Source organism: Rhodococcus sp. 008 (assembly GCF_001682295.1).
GTDB classification, from domain to species: domain Bacteria; phylum Actinomycetota; class Actinomycetes; order Mycobacteriales; family Mycobacteriaceae; genus Rhodococcus_F; species Rhodococcus_F qingshengii.
This window is the reverse complement of the sequence record NZ_CP012749.1, coordinates 2,199,091-2,213,915: the sequence shown is the minus strand read 5'-3', so window position 1 is coordinate 2,213,915 and position 14,825 is coordinate 2,199,091. Positions and strand designations below refer to the sequence as shown.

The 14,825-nt window shown below is 60.8% G+C and carries 15 protein-coding genes; 10 read left to right on the top strand and 5 right to left on the bottom strand.

Annotation, left to right across the window (positions count from 1 at the left end; genetic code table 11):
• Positions 1–3 precede the first annotated feature (3 nt).
• Together dnaN and dnaA are read right to left on the bottom strand one after the other, a co-directional pair.
• A complete protein-coding gene (dnaN, locus tag AOT96_RS10420) occupies positions 4–1,188 on the bottom strand; it encodes a DNA polymerase III subunit beta (RefSeq protein WP_007729165.1) in 1,185 nt (394 codons plus the stop codon).
• Between the two features lie 584 nt (positions 1,189–1,772).
• Entirely contained in the window at positions 1,773–3,335 is a 1,563-nt protein-coding gene (gene dnaA, locus AOT96_RS10415) for a chromosomal replication initiator protein DnaA (protein WP_003942491.1), read from the bottom strand.
• A gap of 780 nt (positions 3,336–4,115) precedes the next feature.
• Between dnaA and rpmH the strand changes: the two genes are divergently transcribed.
• The 6 genes from rpmH (at position 4,116) to AOT96_RS10395 (ending at position 7,847) form a co-directional block, all read left to right on the top strand.
• On the top strand, positions 4,116–4,259 hold the full coding sequence (gene rpmH, locus AOT96_RS34610) for a 50S ribosomal protein L34 (protein WP_003942540.1): 144 nt from the start codon (positions 4,116–4,118) through the stop codon (positions 4,257–4,259).
• A 26-nt stretch (positions 4,260–4,285) separates the two neighbouring features.
• Entirely contained in the window at positions 4,286–4,666 is a 381-nt protein-coding gene (gene rnpA / locus AOT96_RS10410) for a ribonuclease P protein component (RefSeq protein ID WP_019746209.1), read from the top strand.
• Positions 4,663–5,043, top strand: coding sequence for a membrane protein insertion efficiency factor YidD (gene yidD / locus AOT96_RS34605; RefSeq protein WP_007729147.1), 381 nt, complete (start codon positions 4,663–4,665; stop codon positions 5,041–5,043). Before rnpA ends, yidD begins: the two co-directional genes overlap by 4 nt.
• A 4-nt stretch (positions 5,044–5,047) precedes the next feature.
• Positions 5,048–6,154, top strand: a complete 1,107-nt coding sequence (gene yidC, locus AOT96_RS10405) for a membrane protein insertase YidC (protein ID WP_003942570.1) — start codon at positions 5,048–5,050, stop codon at positions 6,152–6,154.
• Between the two features lie 20 nt (positions 6,155–6,174).
• Entirely contained in the window at positions 6,175–6,738 is a 564-nt protein-coding gene (locus AOT96_RS10400) for a Jag family protein (protein ID WP_003942504.1), read from the top strand.
• A 233-nt stretch (positions 6,739–6,971) separates the two neighbouring features.
• Positions 6,972–7,847, top strand: a complete 876-nt coding sequence (locus AOT96_RS10395; RefSeq protein ID WP_065352814.1) for a GNAT family N-acetyltransferase — start codon at positions 6,972–6,974, stop codon at positions 7,845–7,847.
• A gap of 586 nt (positions 7,848–8,433) precedes the next feature.
• Here the strand turns inward: AOT96_RS10395 and AOT96_RS10390 are convergent.
• On the bottom strand, positions 8,434–8,832 hold the full coding sequence (locus AOT96_RS10390; RefSeq protein WP_065351687.1) for a hypothetical protein: 399 nt from the start codon (positions 8,830–8,832) through the stop codon (positions 8,434–8,436).
• Between the two features lie 576 nt (positions 8,833–9,408).
• Here AOT96_RS10390 and rsmG point away from each other — a divergent pair.
• The 4 genes from rsmG to AOT96_RS10370 all read left to right on the top strand — a co-directional run bounded on the left by rsmG (position 9,409) and on the right by AOT96_RS10370 (position 13,153).
• Positions 9,409–10,089, top strand: coding sequence for a 16S rRNA (guanine(527)-N(7))-methyltransferase RsmG (gene rsmG, locus AOT96_RS10385; RefSeq protein WP_039973059.1), 681 nt, complete (start codon positions 9,409–9,411; stop codon positions 10,087–10,089).
• Between the two features lie 81 nt (positions 10,090–10,170).
• On the top strand, positions 10,171–11,172 hold the full coding sequence (locus AOT96_RS10380; protein WP_003942510.1) for a ParA family protein: 1,002 nt from the start codon (positions 10,171–10,173) through the stop codon (positions 11,170–11,172).
• 1 nt (position 11,173) lies between these two features.
• Entirely contained in the window at positions 11,174–12,214 is a 1,041-nt protein-coding gene (locus AOT96_RS10375; protein WP_003942563.1) for a ParB/RepB/Spo0J family partition protein, read from the top strand.
• Positions 12,215–12,469: 255 nt separating this feature from the next.
• Positions 12,470–13,153 (top strand): hypothetical protein, encoded by a 684-nt coding sequence (locus tag AOT96_RS10370; RefSeq protein WP_007729135.1) that lies wholly within the window; start codon positions 12,470–12,472, stop codon positions 13,151–13,153.
• Positions 13,154–13,173: 20 nt separating this feature from the next.
• Here AOT96_RS10370 and AOT96_RS10365 read toward each other — a convergent pair whose 3' ends face one another.
• A complete protein-coding gene (locus AOT96_RS10365; RefSeq protein ID WP_003942558.1) occupies positions 13,174–14,364 on the bottom strand; it encodes an N-acetylmuramoyl-L-alanine amidase in 1,191 nt (396 codons plus the stop codon).
• 128 nt (positions 14,365–14,492) lie between these two features.
• Positions 14,493–14,816, bottom strand: a complete 324-nt coding sequence (gene trxA / locus AOT96_RS10360; protein ID WP_003942530.1) for a thioredoxin — start codon at positions 14,814–14,816, stop codon at positions 14,493–14,495.
• Between the last annotated feature and the right edge of the window lie 9 nt (positions 14,817–14,825).

Genomic DNA, 14,825 nt, shown 5'->3' with positions numbered 1-14,825 from the left:
CACTCAGCCCGGAAGGCGAACCGGCATCAGCAGGTACGTGTACTCGCTCGAGGGCGCAGCGAAGTTACCGGACTCGTCTGCCGTGGGCTCTTCCTCGGCCGCGGGGCGAAGAACAGCCGGACGGCTGGGAGTGGTGAAGCCGAACAGAACGTTTTCGCTGTGAAGCGAATTCAACCCGTCGATGAGGTAACCGGGGTTGAACGCAATGGTGAGTGCTTCGCCCTGGAACGACGCGTTGAGCGTCTCTTCCGCGCGGCCGGCGTCGTCGCCACCCGCAGAGAGGAGCAGGCCGTCAGCGGAGAACTGCATGCGAACCTGTGCGCCACGCTCGGCGACGAGTGCTACACGCTTGATGGCCTCGATGAGAGGCGTGACCTCGACCGTTGCCATCGCGGTGTGCTGAGCGGGCAGCAACTGACGGAACTTCGGGAACTCGGCGTCGAGGAGGCGCGTCGTGGTGCGGCGTCCGTCGTTGACGATTCCGAGGAGTCCGTCGTTTCCGATGGTCGTACCGGAGCCGAGAGCCAACTCGACCGGCGAATTTGCATTGCCGGCAAGCGTTTTCGCGGACTCGGACAAAGTCTTGGCCGGGATGAGAACAGCAGCCTGGACGTCGGGATTGGCCGGAGTCCACTCGAGTTCACGTACGGCGAGACGGAAGCGGTCGGTAGCGGCGAGGACGATCGAATTCTGTTCGATCTCGACACGGATACCCGTGAGCATCGGAAGGGTGTCGTCCTTGCCGGCTGCAACAGCTACCTGGCTGATGGCTTCGGAGAACAGGTCGACGGGAATGGACCCGGACTGCTGCGGAAGCGTCGGAAGCTGGGGGTAGTCCTCGACCGGCATCGTGGGCAGGGAGAACTTGGCGCTTCCGCACGAGATGAGCACGCGAGTGCCCTCGAGGGTCACATCGACCGGCTTGTTGGGAAGCGACTTGGTGATATCTGCGAGGAGGCGACCGGAGACGAGTGCCTGACCTGCAGTTGTGACATCTGCCGAGACGCGGACCTGCGCGGATACCTCGTAGTCGAACCCGGAAACGGTGAGGCCGGCTTCGGTTGCGTCGAGAAGAACTCCGCCGAGAACCGGCACGGGCGGCCTCGAGGGCAGGCTACGAGCAACCCACGCTACTGAATCAGCGAACTCTTCCCGGGAAACGCGAAACTTCAGGCTTCCAAGCTCCATCGCCGGGTTATTCCTCTCGGTAGGCATGTTCGTCTGCTGCGGATCTGCATCAGCTCACTTGAAGTCTGACACAGACCAAGCGATGCCCACCGTATGCCCTCGAGGGCGCAAGTGGAAAGCCGAAGCCGCGGCGAGCGCAGCCTGAGGCGAGGTTCTCAACAGGAGTTGTCCCCAGAACTATTTTCAAAGAGCTTTTCCTAGGAAATTCTCAGTAGTAGTAATAAGTCCTGTGCAATCTGTGGAGCAACGGTTGTCGACGCTGGTAGGTCCCCTCGAGGGCCTGTGCACTTCTCGAGGACAGACTCGAGGACCAATCGACCCCCTCTGTGCACTCTCTGAAAGTTTTCGGATTCCTCCTCGAGAACTCCACAGACTTTCGGAGTTATCAACACACTTATCCACAGATGTGAATACTTTTCACAAGAAACGAAGAGTTTGTTCTCATCGGCGTGTCTGACTCCGGCGTGTCGTCCCTCGAGGTGGACAACCGCCCTCGAGGGGACCGCACGTGGAACCCTTCGAATACACCGATGCCGCTCGAGGGAACCTCTGCCTCGAGCGGCATCGATCGAAATAAGTGCAGGTCAACGCTTGGAGCGCTGCTTGATCCTTGCGGTCAACTCCTGAACCTGGTCGTACACCTTGCGGCGTTCCGTCATTTCCTTACGGATCTTCTTGTCGGCGTACATGACCGTCGTGTGGTCACGGCCGAACGTCTGACCGATCTTCGGCAAGGACAAATCAGTGAGCTCACGGCACAAATACATCGAGATCTGGCGGGCCTGAGCGAGTGGCCGGGCCTTACCCGGCCCACACAGGTCGTCGATCGACATGTTGAAGTATTCGGCCGTCACCGCCATGATCGTCGCCGCGTTGATCTCGAGGCTCGACGAATCGGGCATCAGATCGCGCAGGACCACCTCGGCCAACGTCAGATCCAACGGCTGGCGGTTGAGCGAGGCAAAAGCGGTGACGCGGATCAACGCGCCCTCGAGTTCACGAATGTTGCGCTCGATACGGCTGGCGATCAACTCGAGGACGTCGTGCGGGACCTCGAGGCGATCCATCCTCGCCTTCTTGCTCAGAATCGCGATACGCGTCTCGAGCTCAGGCGGCTGAACGTCGGTGATCAGGCCCCATTCGAAGCGCGTCCGCAGACGCTCCTCGAGGGTTGCCAACTGTTTGGGCGGACGGTCCGAGGAAACGACGATCTGCTTGTTCGCGTTGTGCAAGGTGTTGAAGGTATGGAAGAACTCCTCCTGAATACCTTCCTTGCCTTCGATGAACTGGATGTCGTCGACCAGCAGGACATCCGTTTCCCGGTAGCGACGCTTGAACGCGACCTTGCGGTCGTCACGAAGACTGTTGATGAAGTCGTTGGTGAATTCTTCGGTCGAGACGTACTTGACCCGCATGCCGGGGAACAGTCGCTGTGCGTAGTGGCCGGCGGCGTGAAGAAGGTGCGTCTTGCCCAGGCCCGAAGCTCCCCAGATGAACAAGGGGTTGTAGGCACGCGCCGGCGCCTCCGCGATCGCGACGGCAGCGGCATGAGCGAATCGGTTGGACGATCCGATCACAAAAGTGTCGAAGGTGTACTTCGCGTTGAGGCTGTTGGCGCCGGACCCCGAAGCAGAAGGAGTAGCGGGCGGCTTCGTGAAGTACGACGGCCACGATTCGTGAACGCTCGCGAGTGCTTCGCGGTCGTCGTCGACTTCTTCGGTCTCGGCAGTCTCGGAGTCCGAAGGTTCGCCGTCGCCTTCGGTGAATCTGCGCCGACGGTATGCGCCCGATGAGTTGACCGACTCGAACTGACGGCTGCCCGTGCGCTCCTCGACCGGTTCGGCGGGTGCGTCGGCATCGTCTTCGAGTGCAATGCGGACACCGAGTCCCTCGACCTGGCCACCGAGATGGCGTCCGAGTGCCTGCAGGATCGGCTCGCGCAGATCGCGCTCGATCGTCTCTTGAGCAAATGGCGATGGAACCGAGAGGAGTGCAAAACCCTGAGCAAGTGTGAGAGGCCTCACCAGACGGACAAATGCCTTCTGCTTGCTGCTCAAAGCCGGAAGATTACTTCCGGGGTCATCACTCGTGAGTTCTGCAACCACGTCGACCCAGACCCGTGCGAGCGCGTTGGGATCGTCGTTCACGTGGTTCCTTCCCGTGTTTCGCCGACAGTGGGTGTGCTGCAGCTGCCGAGCGTATGGCTGCGGCGTCGAATGATTCGGTGGATTACCACCCGGGGTGAGAACCCCGTAACAGGCTACGAATATGCCACCTGGGCTGTGTTTCCACACAATTATCCACAGATGTGGACAAACCTGCACTGAGTCGGTTTTTTCGTCAACCAAATTCGTCAAAGTGATCGAGAAATTGATCTACCTGCAACTTTGTCGGAACTCGAGGTGTTCGCCACTTGGTGTCGGGGATGCGTCAACACTCACAGCCCTGTGGATGAATGTGGAAACTCGGGATTCGGGGTCGCGTCCGGCGCTCGTGCCCGTATGTGCTGATGAGGCCTTGTCGAGAGCATGCGCCGGTGGAACTGTCCGGGTTGCCTTCGGGTCACCTGCAGTCCGTAGCGAAACTGTTGCCAAGGTCACACTTGCCGCCTCGCTCGAGGTCACGGCCGTATGCACACTGTGAATGGAATCTGCGGAATGATGTAAGTATCGGCGTGTCGCCGTGGTTGCCGCGGGAGGGCTCCGAATCGGGCTGGTTTGACCTTGGCAACGGTGGTAAGTAACCTCGAACGGTCACCCGCTGGTGGTGATCGCTTCGTGCTGGCTACATATGTCAGGTCGGATCGGTCTTCCAAGCCACAACGAGTGAAGTTGATTGTTCTGTACCTGTTGGATCCAAAGGCGCCGTAAGGCGTCGATCACTGAATGACGCCGGGAGGCGTCAATGAACTTCGAGGAGTGTTGACCGTGGCCAAGGGCAAGCGGACGTTCCAGCCGAATAATCGCCGCCGCGCGCGTGTTCACGGCTTCCGTCTTCGTATGCGTACCCGTGCGGGTCGTGCAATCGTTTCGGCGCGTCGCCGTAAGGGCCGCGATTCCCTCACCGCCTGATCTGATTTCGAGTTCAGGAGCTCGGGGTGTTGCCTGAGCCGTCTCGGTTGCGTCGCCACGCGGATTTCTCCGTGGCGGTGCGACGCGGGCGTCGTATGGGAAGACGCGACCTTGTCGTGCACGCGTTCGATCGCGAGCAAGTAGAGGCGCTGGTAGTAACAAATCACGGTCCCCGTTTCGGGCTGATCGTGAGCAAGGCTGTCGGGCCGGCGGTGATTCGACATCGAGTCGCACGCCGGCTTCGTCATATCTGTGCAGATTTCGTCGGGCAGGTTTCGCCGGAGACGGACGTGGTTATCCGCGCACTTCCGGGTGCAGCTACCGCCAGTTCAGCCGAACTGGCCAAGCAGTTGCGCGGGGGCCTGACCAAAATGAACCTATTGGTGTCGGTAAGTGAAGAGCCATGAGTACTCCGCTCTCTGAGCAGATCGAGACTCCCAGAGCCTCCCGTGTCATCACGGTGTTGAAGGCTGTGCGTCGCGCTCCCGCCACTGTTCTCATCTTCTGTATCGAGTTGTACCGGACGTATGTGTCGCCCTTGAGGATGCCGACCTGCCGGTTCACCCCCACCTGCAGTGAATACGCGGTCGAAGCGCTGCGCACTCACGGGGCGATCAAAGGCCTTTTCTTGACTGTGGTGCGGTTGGCGAAGTGTGCCCCCTGGCATTCTGGAGGGTGGGACCCTGTCCCTGCCCGTCGTGACCGTGATGCGGGTAGCCGCCATAGCTGTCCGGAAGCACGCGCAGCGTGTCACAGTCCGACGGACGAACAGAGGAGTACTTAGAGCCGTGCTCAATTTCATCTACTATCCGGTATCCGCGATTCTGTGGGTCTGGCACAAGGTCTTCGGGTTCATTCTCGGCCCGGACAACGGAATAGCCTGGGCGCTTTCCGTGGTGTTCCTGGTGTTCACCTTGCGTGCGGTTCTGTACAAGCCGTTCGTGAAGCAGGTCCGCACGACGCGTCAGATGCAGGAACTGCAGCCACAGATCAAGGCATTGCAGAAGAAGTATTCGGGCGACCGTCAGCGCCAGGCCGTCGAGATGCAGAAGCTCCAGAAGGAGCACGGATTCAACCCGATCATGGGCTGTCTCCCGGTCTTGGCTCAGGCTCCGGTGTTCATCGGTCTGTTCCACGTCCTGCGCTCGTTCAACCGCACCGGCACCGGCATGGGCCAGCTGGGCATGAGCGCCGAGGACAACCTCAACACCCCGAACTACGTCTTCTCGGCCACTGACGTCCAGTCGTTCCTGGATGCTCGTCTGTTCGGCGCGCCCATCTCGGCCGCGATCACGACGCCGGTTGCGCAGCTTCAGGCCTACGTCACCGAGAACGTTCCCGAGCTTCCGTCACGGCTGAACATCATCCTCGTGGCCGCTCCGCTGATGATCATCGCCAGCATCGCGACGCACTTCAACTCACGCGCTTCTGTTGCCCGTCAGAGCGAAGCAGCTGCCGCGAACCCGCAGTCCGCGATCATGAACAAGCTCGCCCTGTACGTCTTCCCGCTCGGTGTTCTGGTCGGTGGACCGTTCCTTCCGATCGCGATCCTCCTGTACTGGGTGTCGAACAACATCTGGACCTACGGTCAGCAGCACCTCGTCTTCCGCAAGATCGACGCGGAAGAAGAAGCCAAGAAGCAGGAAGCGATCACTCGCCGCAACGACAATGCGCCCAAGCCCGGTGCCCGTCCCGATCCCAGCAAGAAGAAGGGATCTCCGGCTGCGCTGAAGACCGCGGATTCAGCCGACGACGACGGTGACGCCCCGGAAGTTTCGCTCAAGAAGCCACAGCCGAAGCCCTCGGGTTCCAGTGGTGGTTCCACGTCGAAACCGAAACAGAACCGGCCACAGAGCAACCGCGGCAACTCCCCCAAGCGCAATAAACGGCGCTGATCCAGGAAAGAGAACGACCAATGTCCAGTGAAGCTGACATCGTTGTGGATGGAGAGAACGCAGACGTGAGCACCGAGACCACTGCGCCGGTTACCGATGTGGATGTAGACATCGACGATTCCGATGACGACCTGATCGAAGAGGGCGAGATCGCCGGCGACTACCTCGAGCAGTTGCTCGACGTTCTCGATTTCGACGGAGACATCGACCTTGACGTCGAGGGCGATCGGGCGATCGTCAGCATCGACGGCGGCGACGACCTGACCAAGCTTGTGGGACGTAAGGGTGAGGTTCTGGATGCTCTCCAAGAGCTGACTCGTCTGGCTGTTCAACAGTCGACCGGCGAGCGCAGCCGCTTGATGCTCGACATCGCCGGATGGCGGGCGGGCCGCCGCGAGGCACTCAGTGCTCTCGGTGCGGAAGCTGCACAGCGTGTTCTCGAGACCGGCGAACGCGAAGAGCTTGCTCCGATGACGCCGTTCGAACGCAAGATCGTGCACGACGCCGTCGCCAAGGTCGCCGGTGTTTCCAGCGAGAGCGAAGGCGCTGAGCCGTCTCGTCGAGTGGTTGTCCTCAAGGACTGACACTCCCCCCTGATCGAATGCGGGCCCCGGATTTTCCGGGGCCCGCTTTTGTGTCCGAGAGTGTTTCACGTGAAACCGAATCCGGCGGCACGGTGAAGGTCAGGTGCCTATCGTTGTCGACACGGCCTATCTCTATTTCGGAACCTGTCGTCAATGAAGCGTCGTGAAGGGAAGCAATCTTGCTGATACGACCCGCGACACGGGCCGAGCTGGAAGAGCCCGTGGGGTTCGCGATGAACGATCCGGTCGAGTTCGTCGACGCTGACTCGCTCCGGGAAGAGGTGGCGGCCGGACGGCTTCGTCCGGAATGGAGTTGGTTCGCCGTTGACGGCGCCAGGATCGTCGCGCGTGCCCTGTGGTGGGGGCGTGAGGACAGTGAGCGTCCGCTCGCCCTTGATTTCCTGCACGTGCTGGCTGACGTGCCGGATCGTGCTGCGCTTGCCGCCGAACTCATGTCGCGGGCGCACACCGAGTTCCATGCGAAACCTGAGTATGTGCTGGTCGTGCCGACCGCCGGGCAGGACGCGAATTCCGCCGTCGCAGACGCCGTGTCCTGGCGTCGTGAGGCGGCCCAGGCGGCCGGACTGACCGAGATCATCGAGCGGCTGCGTTTCGAGTGGACGCCTGCGGCCGGTGTGCCCGCCCTCTCCGAGCGTCTGACTTTCCGTCCCGCCACCGATGAGGAGTTCCTTGCGGTGTTCCAGCGGGTCGCTGTCGGCAGCCTGGACGTCGCCACGCAACGAGGCATCGCGGCTGCGGACATCGTCAGCCAGGCCCGGGATGATCTCGAGTTCTACCGGTCGTGCCCCGGCGAACGATCGTGGTGGCGGCTGGCGGAGACAGTGGACGGGACGTTGGTTGGCTTCGCGATCCCGTCCGCGACGCCCTACGACCGCAACGTCGGATACCTCGGAGTAGTGCCCGAGCTACGCGGGTGCAGCTACGTGGACGACATCCTCTGCGAGATCACCCACTTTCACGCAGCCGATGGCGCCAATCGCATCACCGCGACCACGGACGTACCCAACACACCCATGGCCGCGGCGTTCAAGCGGGCGAACTACCAGGTGACCGAGGTCAGGATGGTGTTCGAGGCCCCGGCGGGCTGATCCGGGCCTCAACCGGAGGTTCGCTGCCGTCGTGCCGGCGCGGGCCTTTCTGTCCAGCTTGTCCGACGGTGTACGGGGTGACGCGGAGACCGCTTTGTACCAGGGGGTAAAGGTGGCCAGGTTCCAACTCGGCCCACATATCCTGCTGCAACGGTGTCGTACGAAAATGGAGGTCTCCAGATCCGGTCACCCGGTCGAGGAAGTGCCACCATCGGTTGCGCGCGCACGGCCGACTTGGCGCATTCGGCGGTACGCTCGGTCACTTGCATCGTCACCGCAGCCACGGGGAAGTCGGAACAGAGGAGGTCGGCAGCGACCGAAACTTCGATCCCGAACGTCTCTCACAGGCGGGCGGCGATTCTTGAGAGCCGTCATGCTCAGCTTCATGATTGCCTTCTTGGCTGTCGGCGGGGCACTGTGCATGTTCGGATATTCGATCGACAACATGCCGTACTACATGTGAGCCCCTCCCCTCCCCCAGTGGGAATAGTCGGCCCTTCGTTTCACGTGAAACCGGATCGATGGTTGTCGCCCCGAGCCCTCGATCTCCATCCCAGATTGGTAGTGGACGCCTATTGGATGGCGATCACGACCCAATGGCTTCTGGTGTGCCATCGTCAGCGCGAACCCCAACCTGACGGATGCGGCCGTGAACCAACTTCAGCCCGTCACCGTTTGCTTGCTCGATCATCGCGATCTGTGGGGCTTCGGCGCCTAGATCGGATCGTCTTCGGATATTTCGAATGTCGCGAACGGTTCGTCGTGCGCCGGAGTCGACGAACCGTTCCGGAGATGCCAACTGGCGGATCTCGTGTTCAAGTCCCACCCAGTGTCGAGCCGGCATGGAACGACGGTGCAGTTCGATGAAGAAATTTATGTGGTGCGGATTGCTCAATGCATCTGCGACGGAGTCGAGGGCGAGCCCAATGCTGCGGAGTGCGTTCACCAACAGTCCAGCGGAGAGGGTGAACTCTCCGATGCGCATCCTGTGGAGCGAAGCTTCTTGGATTGATTCGCGGTTTGTGATGCCAAGTCTCCGGTGTCCCGCAACAGGGGTGTCAAGCCGACTCATGTATGGCTCGCAACAACCGGCGATGAGATACCGAAGCTGTCCGAGATCTGGAATCGAAGTCTGTTTTCCGAGTCGACCTACAGAGAGGATCTGACTGACCGAGTCCGTTCTGCAGTCCGACGTCGGCGATCTTTTGCAACGACTTTTTCATCGAAAATTGGTCTTTTTGGGTCAGAATTCCATCCATGTAACTACCCATGGCAGTTTCGTCACTGTGATGATACTAAGAATTGCGCTCCTATCTGCATTCGATCGCCCGGCTATGTTTCACGTGAAACGCGTCAGAATTGGAAGATTTTTCAGCGCAATGTTTCACGTGGAACGCGAACCCCTCCCCTCCCCCGCTTGAATTTTGGGCCGAATACTTCCCAAAGAATGAGCGAGTCGGCAGACTCACAGCGAGTCGGTGTGCAGAAGCGAACACATGTCGGCTCCAGAGCGGATAATGATTTCGGTCTTGATTGTTGATTTCGCGGTTTACGCGGGAGGATGTTTCACGTGGAACAGAATGGTGCGGCGTCGGTTGACTGGGACGAACAAGAGACTGCGCGCGCAGTGTTCGGTGACAGATATGAGATCGCGGAACGGTATTACCAATCCCTGGCGACGGATGGTGTCGAGCGCGGGCTCATTGGTCCCCGTGAAGTCCCTCGACTGTGGGAGCGTCACCTTCTCAATTGCGCCGTCATCGGTGAGTTGATTGCCGAAGGCGAGTCGGTTGTGGACGTTGGAAGCGGCGCCGGCCTACCCGGTATCCCTCTCGCAATCGCCCGCCCGGACTTGAAGGTGACTCTGGTCGAACCGTTGCTTCGACGCTCGGTGTACCTCGCGGAGTTCATCGAGTCCAACGGATTGGACGTCTTGGTTGTCCGAGGGCGAGCCGAGGAATCGGGTGTTGTGAAGGAAGCGGGCGGCGCGGATGTAGTCACCTCGCGAGCTGTGGCGCCTCTCGAGAAGCTCGCACGTTGGTCCCTCCCACTCATTCACGAGCACGGCCGGATGTTGGCACTCAAGGGTTCGAGCGCCTCCGAGGAGATCGAGCGAGACCGTACGGCGCTCACCAAGTTGGGCGCAGGTAAGTTGGAAATACTCGAATGCGGAGCCAAGATTCTCCGCACCCCCACTGTTGTGGTGAAGGCCGAACGTCTCCCGAAGCGCCGCCAGCGTTGATGATTTACACGCATGCAATCGAGAGCAATGTACAGATGATGAGAGCACCTAGTGATCGATTCCCAATCGAAGGAGCAGTCAATGTCGGGTCGATCTGAATCCGCCGTTTCACGTGAAACACCGAAGCAGCACACGAGTGCGGGTGCGGATCAGATCGTCAACGACGACGACAATTTCACCGCCCCCTACGCGGCGATCTCCTCGGAGGAGACCCCCATCGGGGCGGCCGCGCATCGAGCGAGCCAAGTGCTTCATCCCCATTCGGTGACGCTGCCGAAGCCGGCGTTCCGCCGCGTGATCACCATCGCGAACCAGAAGGGTGGCGTCGGCAAGACGACGACCACGGTGAACCTTGCGTCGGCGCTCGCTCTTCAAGGGCTCACTGTCCTTGTGGTCGATTTGGACCCTCAGGGCAACGCCAGCACCGCTCTGGGCGTCGTCCATACCTCGGGCACCCCGTCGAGCTACGAGCTGCTCATAGGCGAAGTGAAGGCCCCGGAGGCGATCCAGACCAGCCCGCACAGTGAGCGCCTTCTCTGCATTCCGGCAACGATCGATCTGGCGGGCGCCGAGATCGAATTGGTCTCCATGGTTGCCCGCGAGAATCGACTCAAAGGCGCGCTCAACGACAAGGTGCTCGCAGAGCTTGACGTCGACTTCGTCCTCATCGACTGCCCGCCCTCGCTGGGACTGCTGACCGTCAACGCGATGGTCGCTGCCAAGGAAGTTCTGATCCCGATCCAGTGCGAGTACTACGCCCTCGAGGGGGTCGGTCAGTTGCTCCGCAACATCGAACTCGTCCAGGCTCATCTCAACCCGGATCTGCATGTCTCCACCGTCCTTCTGACGATGTACGACGGGCGCACCAAGCTGGCCGACCAGGTCGCCGAAGAAGTACGCAAGCACTTCGGTGAGGCCGTTCTGCGCGCTGTGATTCCGCGCAGCGTGAAGGTGTCCGAGGCTCCTGGATACGGGATGACAGTTCTCGACTACGACCCGGGTTCACGTGGCGCCATGAGTTACCTCGACGCCGGCCGTGAACTTGCCGCCCGCTCTGCCACCACGACGACCCAGGAGCAGTGAGATGAGTCAAGCACGCAAAGGTGGATTGGGCCGCGGCTTGGCTGCTCTCATCCCCACTGGGCCGGCCACGGCGCCGGGTCTGGGATCGGCTGCAGCGGACGTCGTAATCGGCGTCGACAAGCGCAACCCCTCCCCTCCCCCACCGACCAAAGCGGCCCCGAAAACGCCGAAAGCCACCAAGGCGTCGGCTGCGAAGGCTCCGGTGGAAGCTGAGCCGGAGACCGAACTCGAGCCGACCGGCGCGGTCTATCTCGAGATCGAACCGAGCCTGATCGAGACGAACCCGAAGCAGCCTCGCAGCGTTTTCGACGAGGAAGCACTCGCGGAGTTGGTTCACTCGATCCGCGAGTTCGGCTTGATGCAGCCGATCGTGGTCCGTCGTCACGGTGACAAGTACCAACTTGTCATGGGTGAGCGTCGCTGGCGCGCGAGCCAGGAAGCCGGGCTGGAGAAGATTCCGGCGATCATTCGTGAAACAGATGACGACTCGATGCTGCGCGACGCGCTCCTCGAGAACATCCATCGAGTGCAGTTGAACCCCCTCGAGGAGGCAGCGGCGTATCAGCAGCTGCTCGAGGAGTTCGAAGTCACCCACGAAGAATTGGCCAATCGGATCGGACGTTCGCGTCCCGTCGTGACCAACATGATTCGTCTGCTGAAGCTGCCGGTGGCGGTTCAGCGTCGCGTTGCGGCCGGTGTACTTTCGGCCGGCCATGCTCGCGCACTGCTGTCCCTCGAGGCGGGTGCCGACGCTCAGGAGGTCATGGCGGCGCGCATCGTCGCGGAAGGAATGTCTGTTCGCGCGACGGAGGAAGCAGTCACTCTGGCCAACCGGGCGGATAATGAGATCGCTCCCCCACAGAAGCGCAAGCCCATCGTGATGCCGGGTCTGCAGGATGTGGCCGAGCGGTTGTCGGACTCGTTCGACACTCGGGTGACTGTCAGTCTGGGCAAGCGGAAGGGAAAGATTGTGGTCGAATTCGGCTCGGTCGACGACCTACAACGCATCGTCGGAATGATGGAAGCGCAGAAATCGACGTAGTGAACTCGGATGCCCGTTTGGTGACGTAATGACGATGACCGGTCACACCACCTATTTTCGTCACTGTGACGAATTTAGGTGGTCCGACCTTCTCGAAATCTTGAACCGGGACGAAAGATGTTGAACAGCAATACATTAGAGCGATCAACTCTCGCGCCACTGCCGACTCGGTACAGCTGGCCTATCCTGGAGAAGAAAAAAGCGGCGGGCGAACATCAAAACCGCTTCGGGGACCTACGGAGAGTGAGTTAGTCAGTGTCGACTCACGTCATCACCTCTCTCACACTCGACAGCCTCGATCAGCTTTCCGCCCATGCGCGCCGATGCGTGTTCTGGGAGATGGACCCGGGCGCGCTTCATGACGCCCGAGGATTCTGTGATCAGGAATTCGAGAAGGAAGCCTGGCTGTCGATGGTCATGCTCGAGTGGGGTTCGTGCGGACAGGTCGCCGTCCGCGACGGAAAGCCGCTCGGCAGTGCGTTGTACGCCCCTCCCCGCATGATCCCGCGCGCGCAACTGTTTCCCACCAGCCCGGTCAGCTCGGACGCAGTGCTTCTCACAAGCCTTCGCCTCGAGCCCTCGGGCATAGAGGAAGAACTAGGGCCGAGCCTGCTGGCCGCTGTCGTGACAGATCTGGTCCGACGAGGAGTTCGTGCGCTCGAGGCATTCGGTATCCGTAGCGACGACTTGGGACCTGCTTCCGACGTGGCCAGTGCAACGGCTGCTCTGGAATGTTCACCCGCGGAATGCATGATCAGTGCCGAGTTCCTCGAGGATTACGGTTTCGAGGTCGTGGCACCGCACCATCGTTATCCGCGCCTTCGTCTCGAACTCAATCGAGATCACGAATGGAAAGTCGACGTCGAAGAAGCCCTCGACCGTCTATTGAAGGCCGCAGCTCTCGAAATGGTGGAGATCAGCGAACTCGCCAGAGTGTGAGCAGGTGCCGACCGCAGGATCTACGAAATGCGGTCGGCTACCGAAAGTTCTTCTGCGAGAAGCTCGGCGAAGGTGAAGGTGCCGGTCGGCTGATCGTCTTGACCCAGCAGGTACAGCCGCTTGACCGAGATCAAGATGGCTTCGGCGATGGTGTCACGCATCCGCGGATTCGTCAGTACCGCAACGTCGGACGCGTTGGACAGGTAGCCGAGATCGATCTGTACCGTCGGCATGTTGGTCAGGCGCAACAACTCCCACGTTCGACCGTGAGTTCTGCAGTCCCGCAACGGAGTTCGCGCAACGATCTCGCGCTGAACGAAACCGGTCAACACCTGCCCGATCATCGAGACCGAACCGTGCGAATTTCCGAAGTGGAAGCTCGCGACGCCGTTCGCCGACGGGCTCGAGTTGCTGTCGCAGCGCAGGGAGATCATCAGATCGGCGTCGAATGCGTTGGACGTCAGCGCGCGCTCGGCCTCGCTCGGATCGGCGTTGTGCGGGCGGGAGAGGAAGGTTTCCATCCCGGTTGCTGCCATCCGCCCCTCGAGGCGCATAGCCAGATCCCACAGGATGTCGGCTTCGGAGATGCCGTTGACGATAGTGCCGGTGGACGGACCACCGAGGCCTGGATCGATGACGATGCGCTTGCCGCCCAGTTGCGGGCCCTTGCGCCGCACCAGTTCCTCTTCGCTGATCGCATGTGGGGAACCACCGGTGACGCGGGTTCCCAGAAGTTCCAGCGAACGGAGTGTCTGCGGTCCGCAGATACCGTCGGCGGCAATCCCGATTTCACGCTGGAAAGACGAGAGAGATTCGTGGGTCTGCGGGCCGAAGAAACCGTCGACCCGACCTGCGTAGAAGCCGAGGTCCTGCAATTTGGCCTGCAGAGCTGCGACGTCGTCGCCGTACAGCGGCGCAGAAAGCTGGTAAATCAACGTACGGGCGCCCAGGCGGTACGAGGCCTCGCGAAGTGACCGATAGGTGGCCGGGCCCACGATGCCGTCGACAAGGAGCCCACGCTGCTGCTGGAAGGCGCGAACGGCGCTGTCGAGTTGATGATCGAAGATGGCGTCGGGTGCAACCCAGTGGGCACCGTCGGCGCTTTCACGTCGAATACCGGAAGTTCCGTGATGGAGGTATCCCAGCTTCGTCAATGTGCCCCGAATCTCGGCGACGGCCGGGCCGTGATCGCCGTGTCGGAGTCTGTGCATGCGTGAAAGCCTCTCGGATCGGTTAACGAATTCGATCGATGTGCCTGGTCGTAGACCCGATCAGGCACATCGATCGATTATCTCAGAAATTCTGTGGATTGCGAGAATCCACGATGCTCATCCAGCCGTCAGAGAACGTCTGCGAGGTCCTTGAGCAGTGCGGCCTTGCCCTTGGCGCCGACGATCGTCTTGATCGGCTTGCCGTCCTTGAACAGGATCATCGTCGGGATCGACATGACCTGGAAATCGCGGGCGGCCGCCGGGTTGGCGTCGATGTCGAGCTTTGCGACGGTCAGCTTCTCGCTGTTCTCGCCGGCGATCTCCTCGAGTACCGGGGCGACCATCTTGCACGGGCCGCACCAGGTTGCCCAGAAATCGACCAGAACGGGCTTGTCGCTGCCCAGGACGTCCTGCTTGAAGGAATCGTCGGTGATGGTGACGGTATTCGACACTGTTACTCC

Excerpts from the sequence above, each read along its gene's own strand:
- rsmG (WP_039973059.1), top strand. The coding sequence starts at position 9,409 with ATGTTTCACGTGGAACAGAATGGTGCGGCGTCGGTTGACTGGGACGAA.
- AOT96_RS10400 (WP_003942504.1), top strand. The coding sequence starts at position 6,175 with ATGTCCAGTGAAGCTGACATCGTTGTGGATGGAGAGAACGCAGACGTG.
- AOT96_RS10375 (WP_003942563.1), top strand. The coding sequence starts at position 11,174 with ATGAGTCAAGCACGCAAAGGTGGATTGGGCCGCGGCTTGGCTGCTCTC.
- dnaN (WP_007729165.1), bottom strand. The coding sequence starts at position 1,188 with ATGGAGCTTGGAAGCCTGAAGTTTCGCGTTTCCCGGGAAGAGTTCGCT.
- yidD (WP_007729147.1), top strand. The coding sequence starts at position 4,663 with ATGAGTACTCCGCTCTCTGAGCAGATCGAGACTCCCAGAGCCTCCCGT.
- AOT96_RS10365 (WP_003942558.1), bottom strand. The coding sequence starts at position 14,364 with ATGCACAGACTCCGACACGGCGATCACGGCCCGGCCGTCGCCGAGATT.
- AOT96_RS10390 (WP_065351687.1), bottom strand. The coding sequence starts at position 8,832 with ATGCGCATCGGAGAGTTCACCCTCTCCGCTGGACTGTTGGTGAACGCA.
- AOT96_RS10380 (WP_003942510.1), top strand. The coding sequence starts at position 10,171 with ATGTCGGGTCGATCTGAATCCGCCGTTTCACGTGAAACACCGAAGCAG.
- AOT96_RS10395 (WP_065352814.1), top strand. The coding sequence starts at position 6,972 with ATGAACGATCCGGTCGAGTTCGTCGACGCTGACTCGCTCCGGGAAGAG.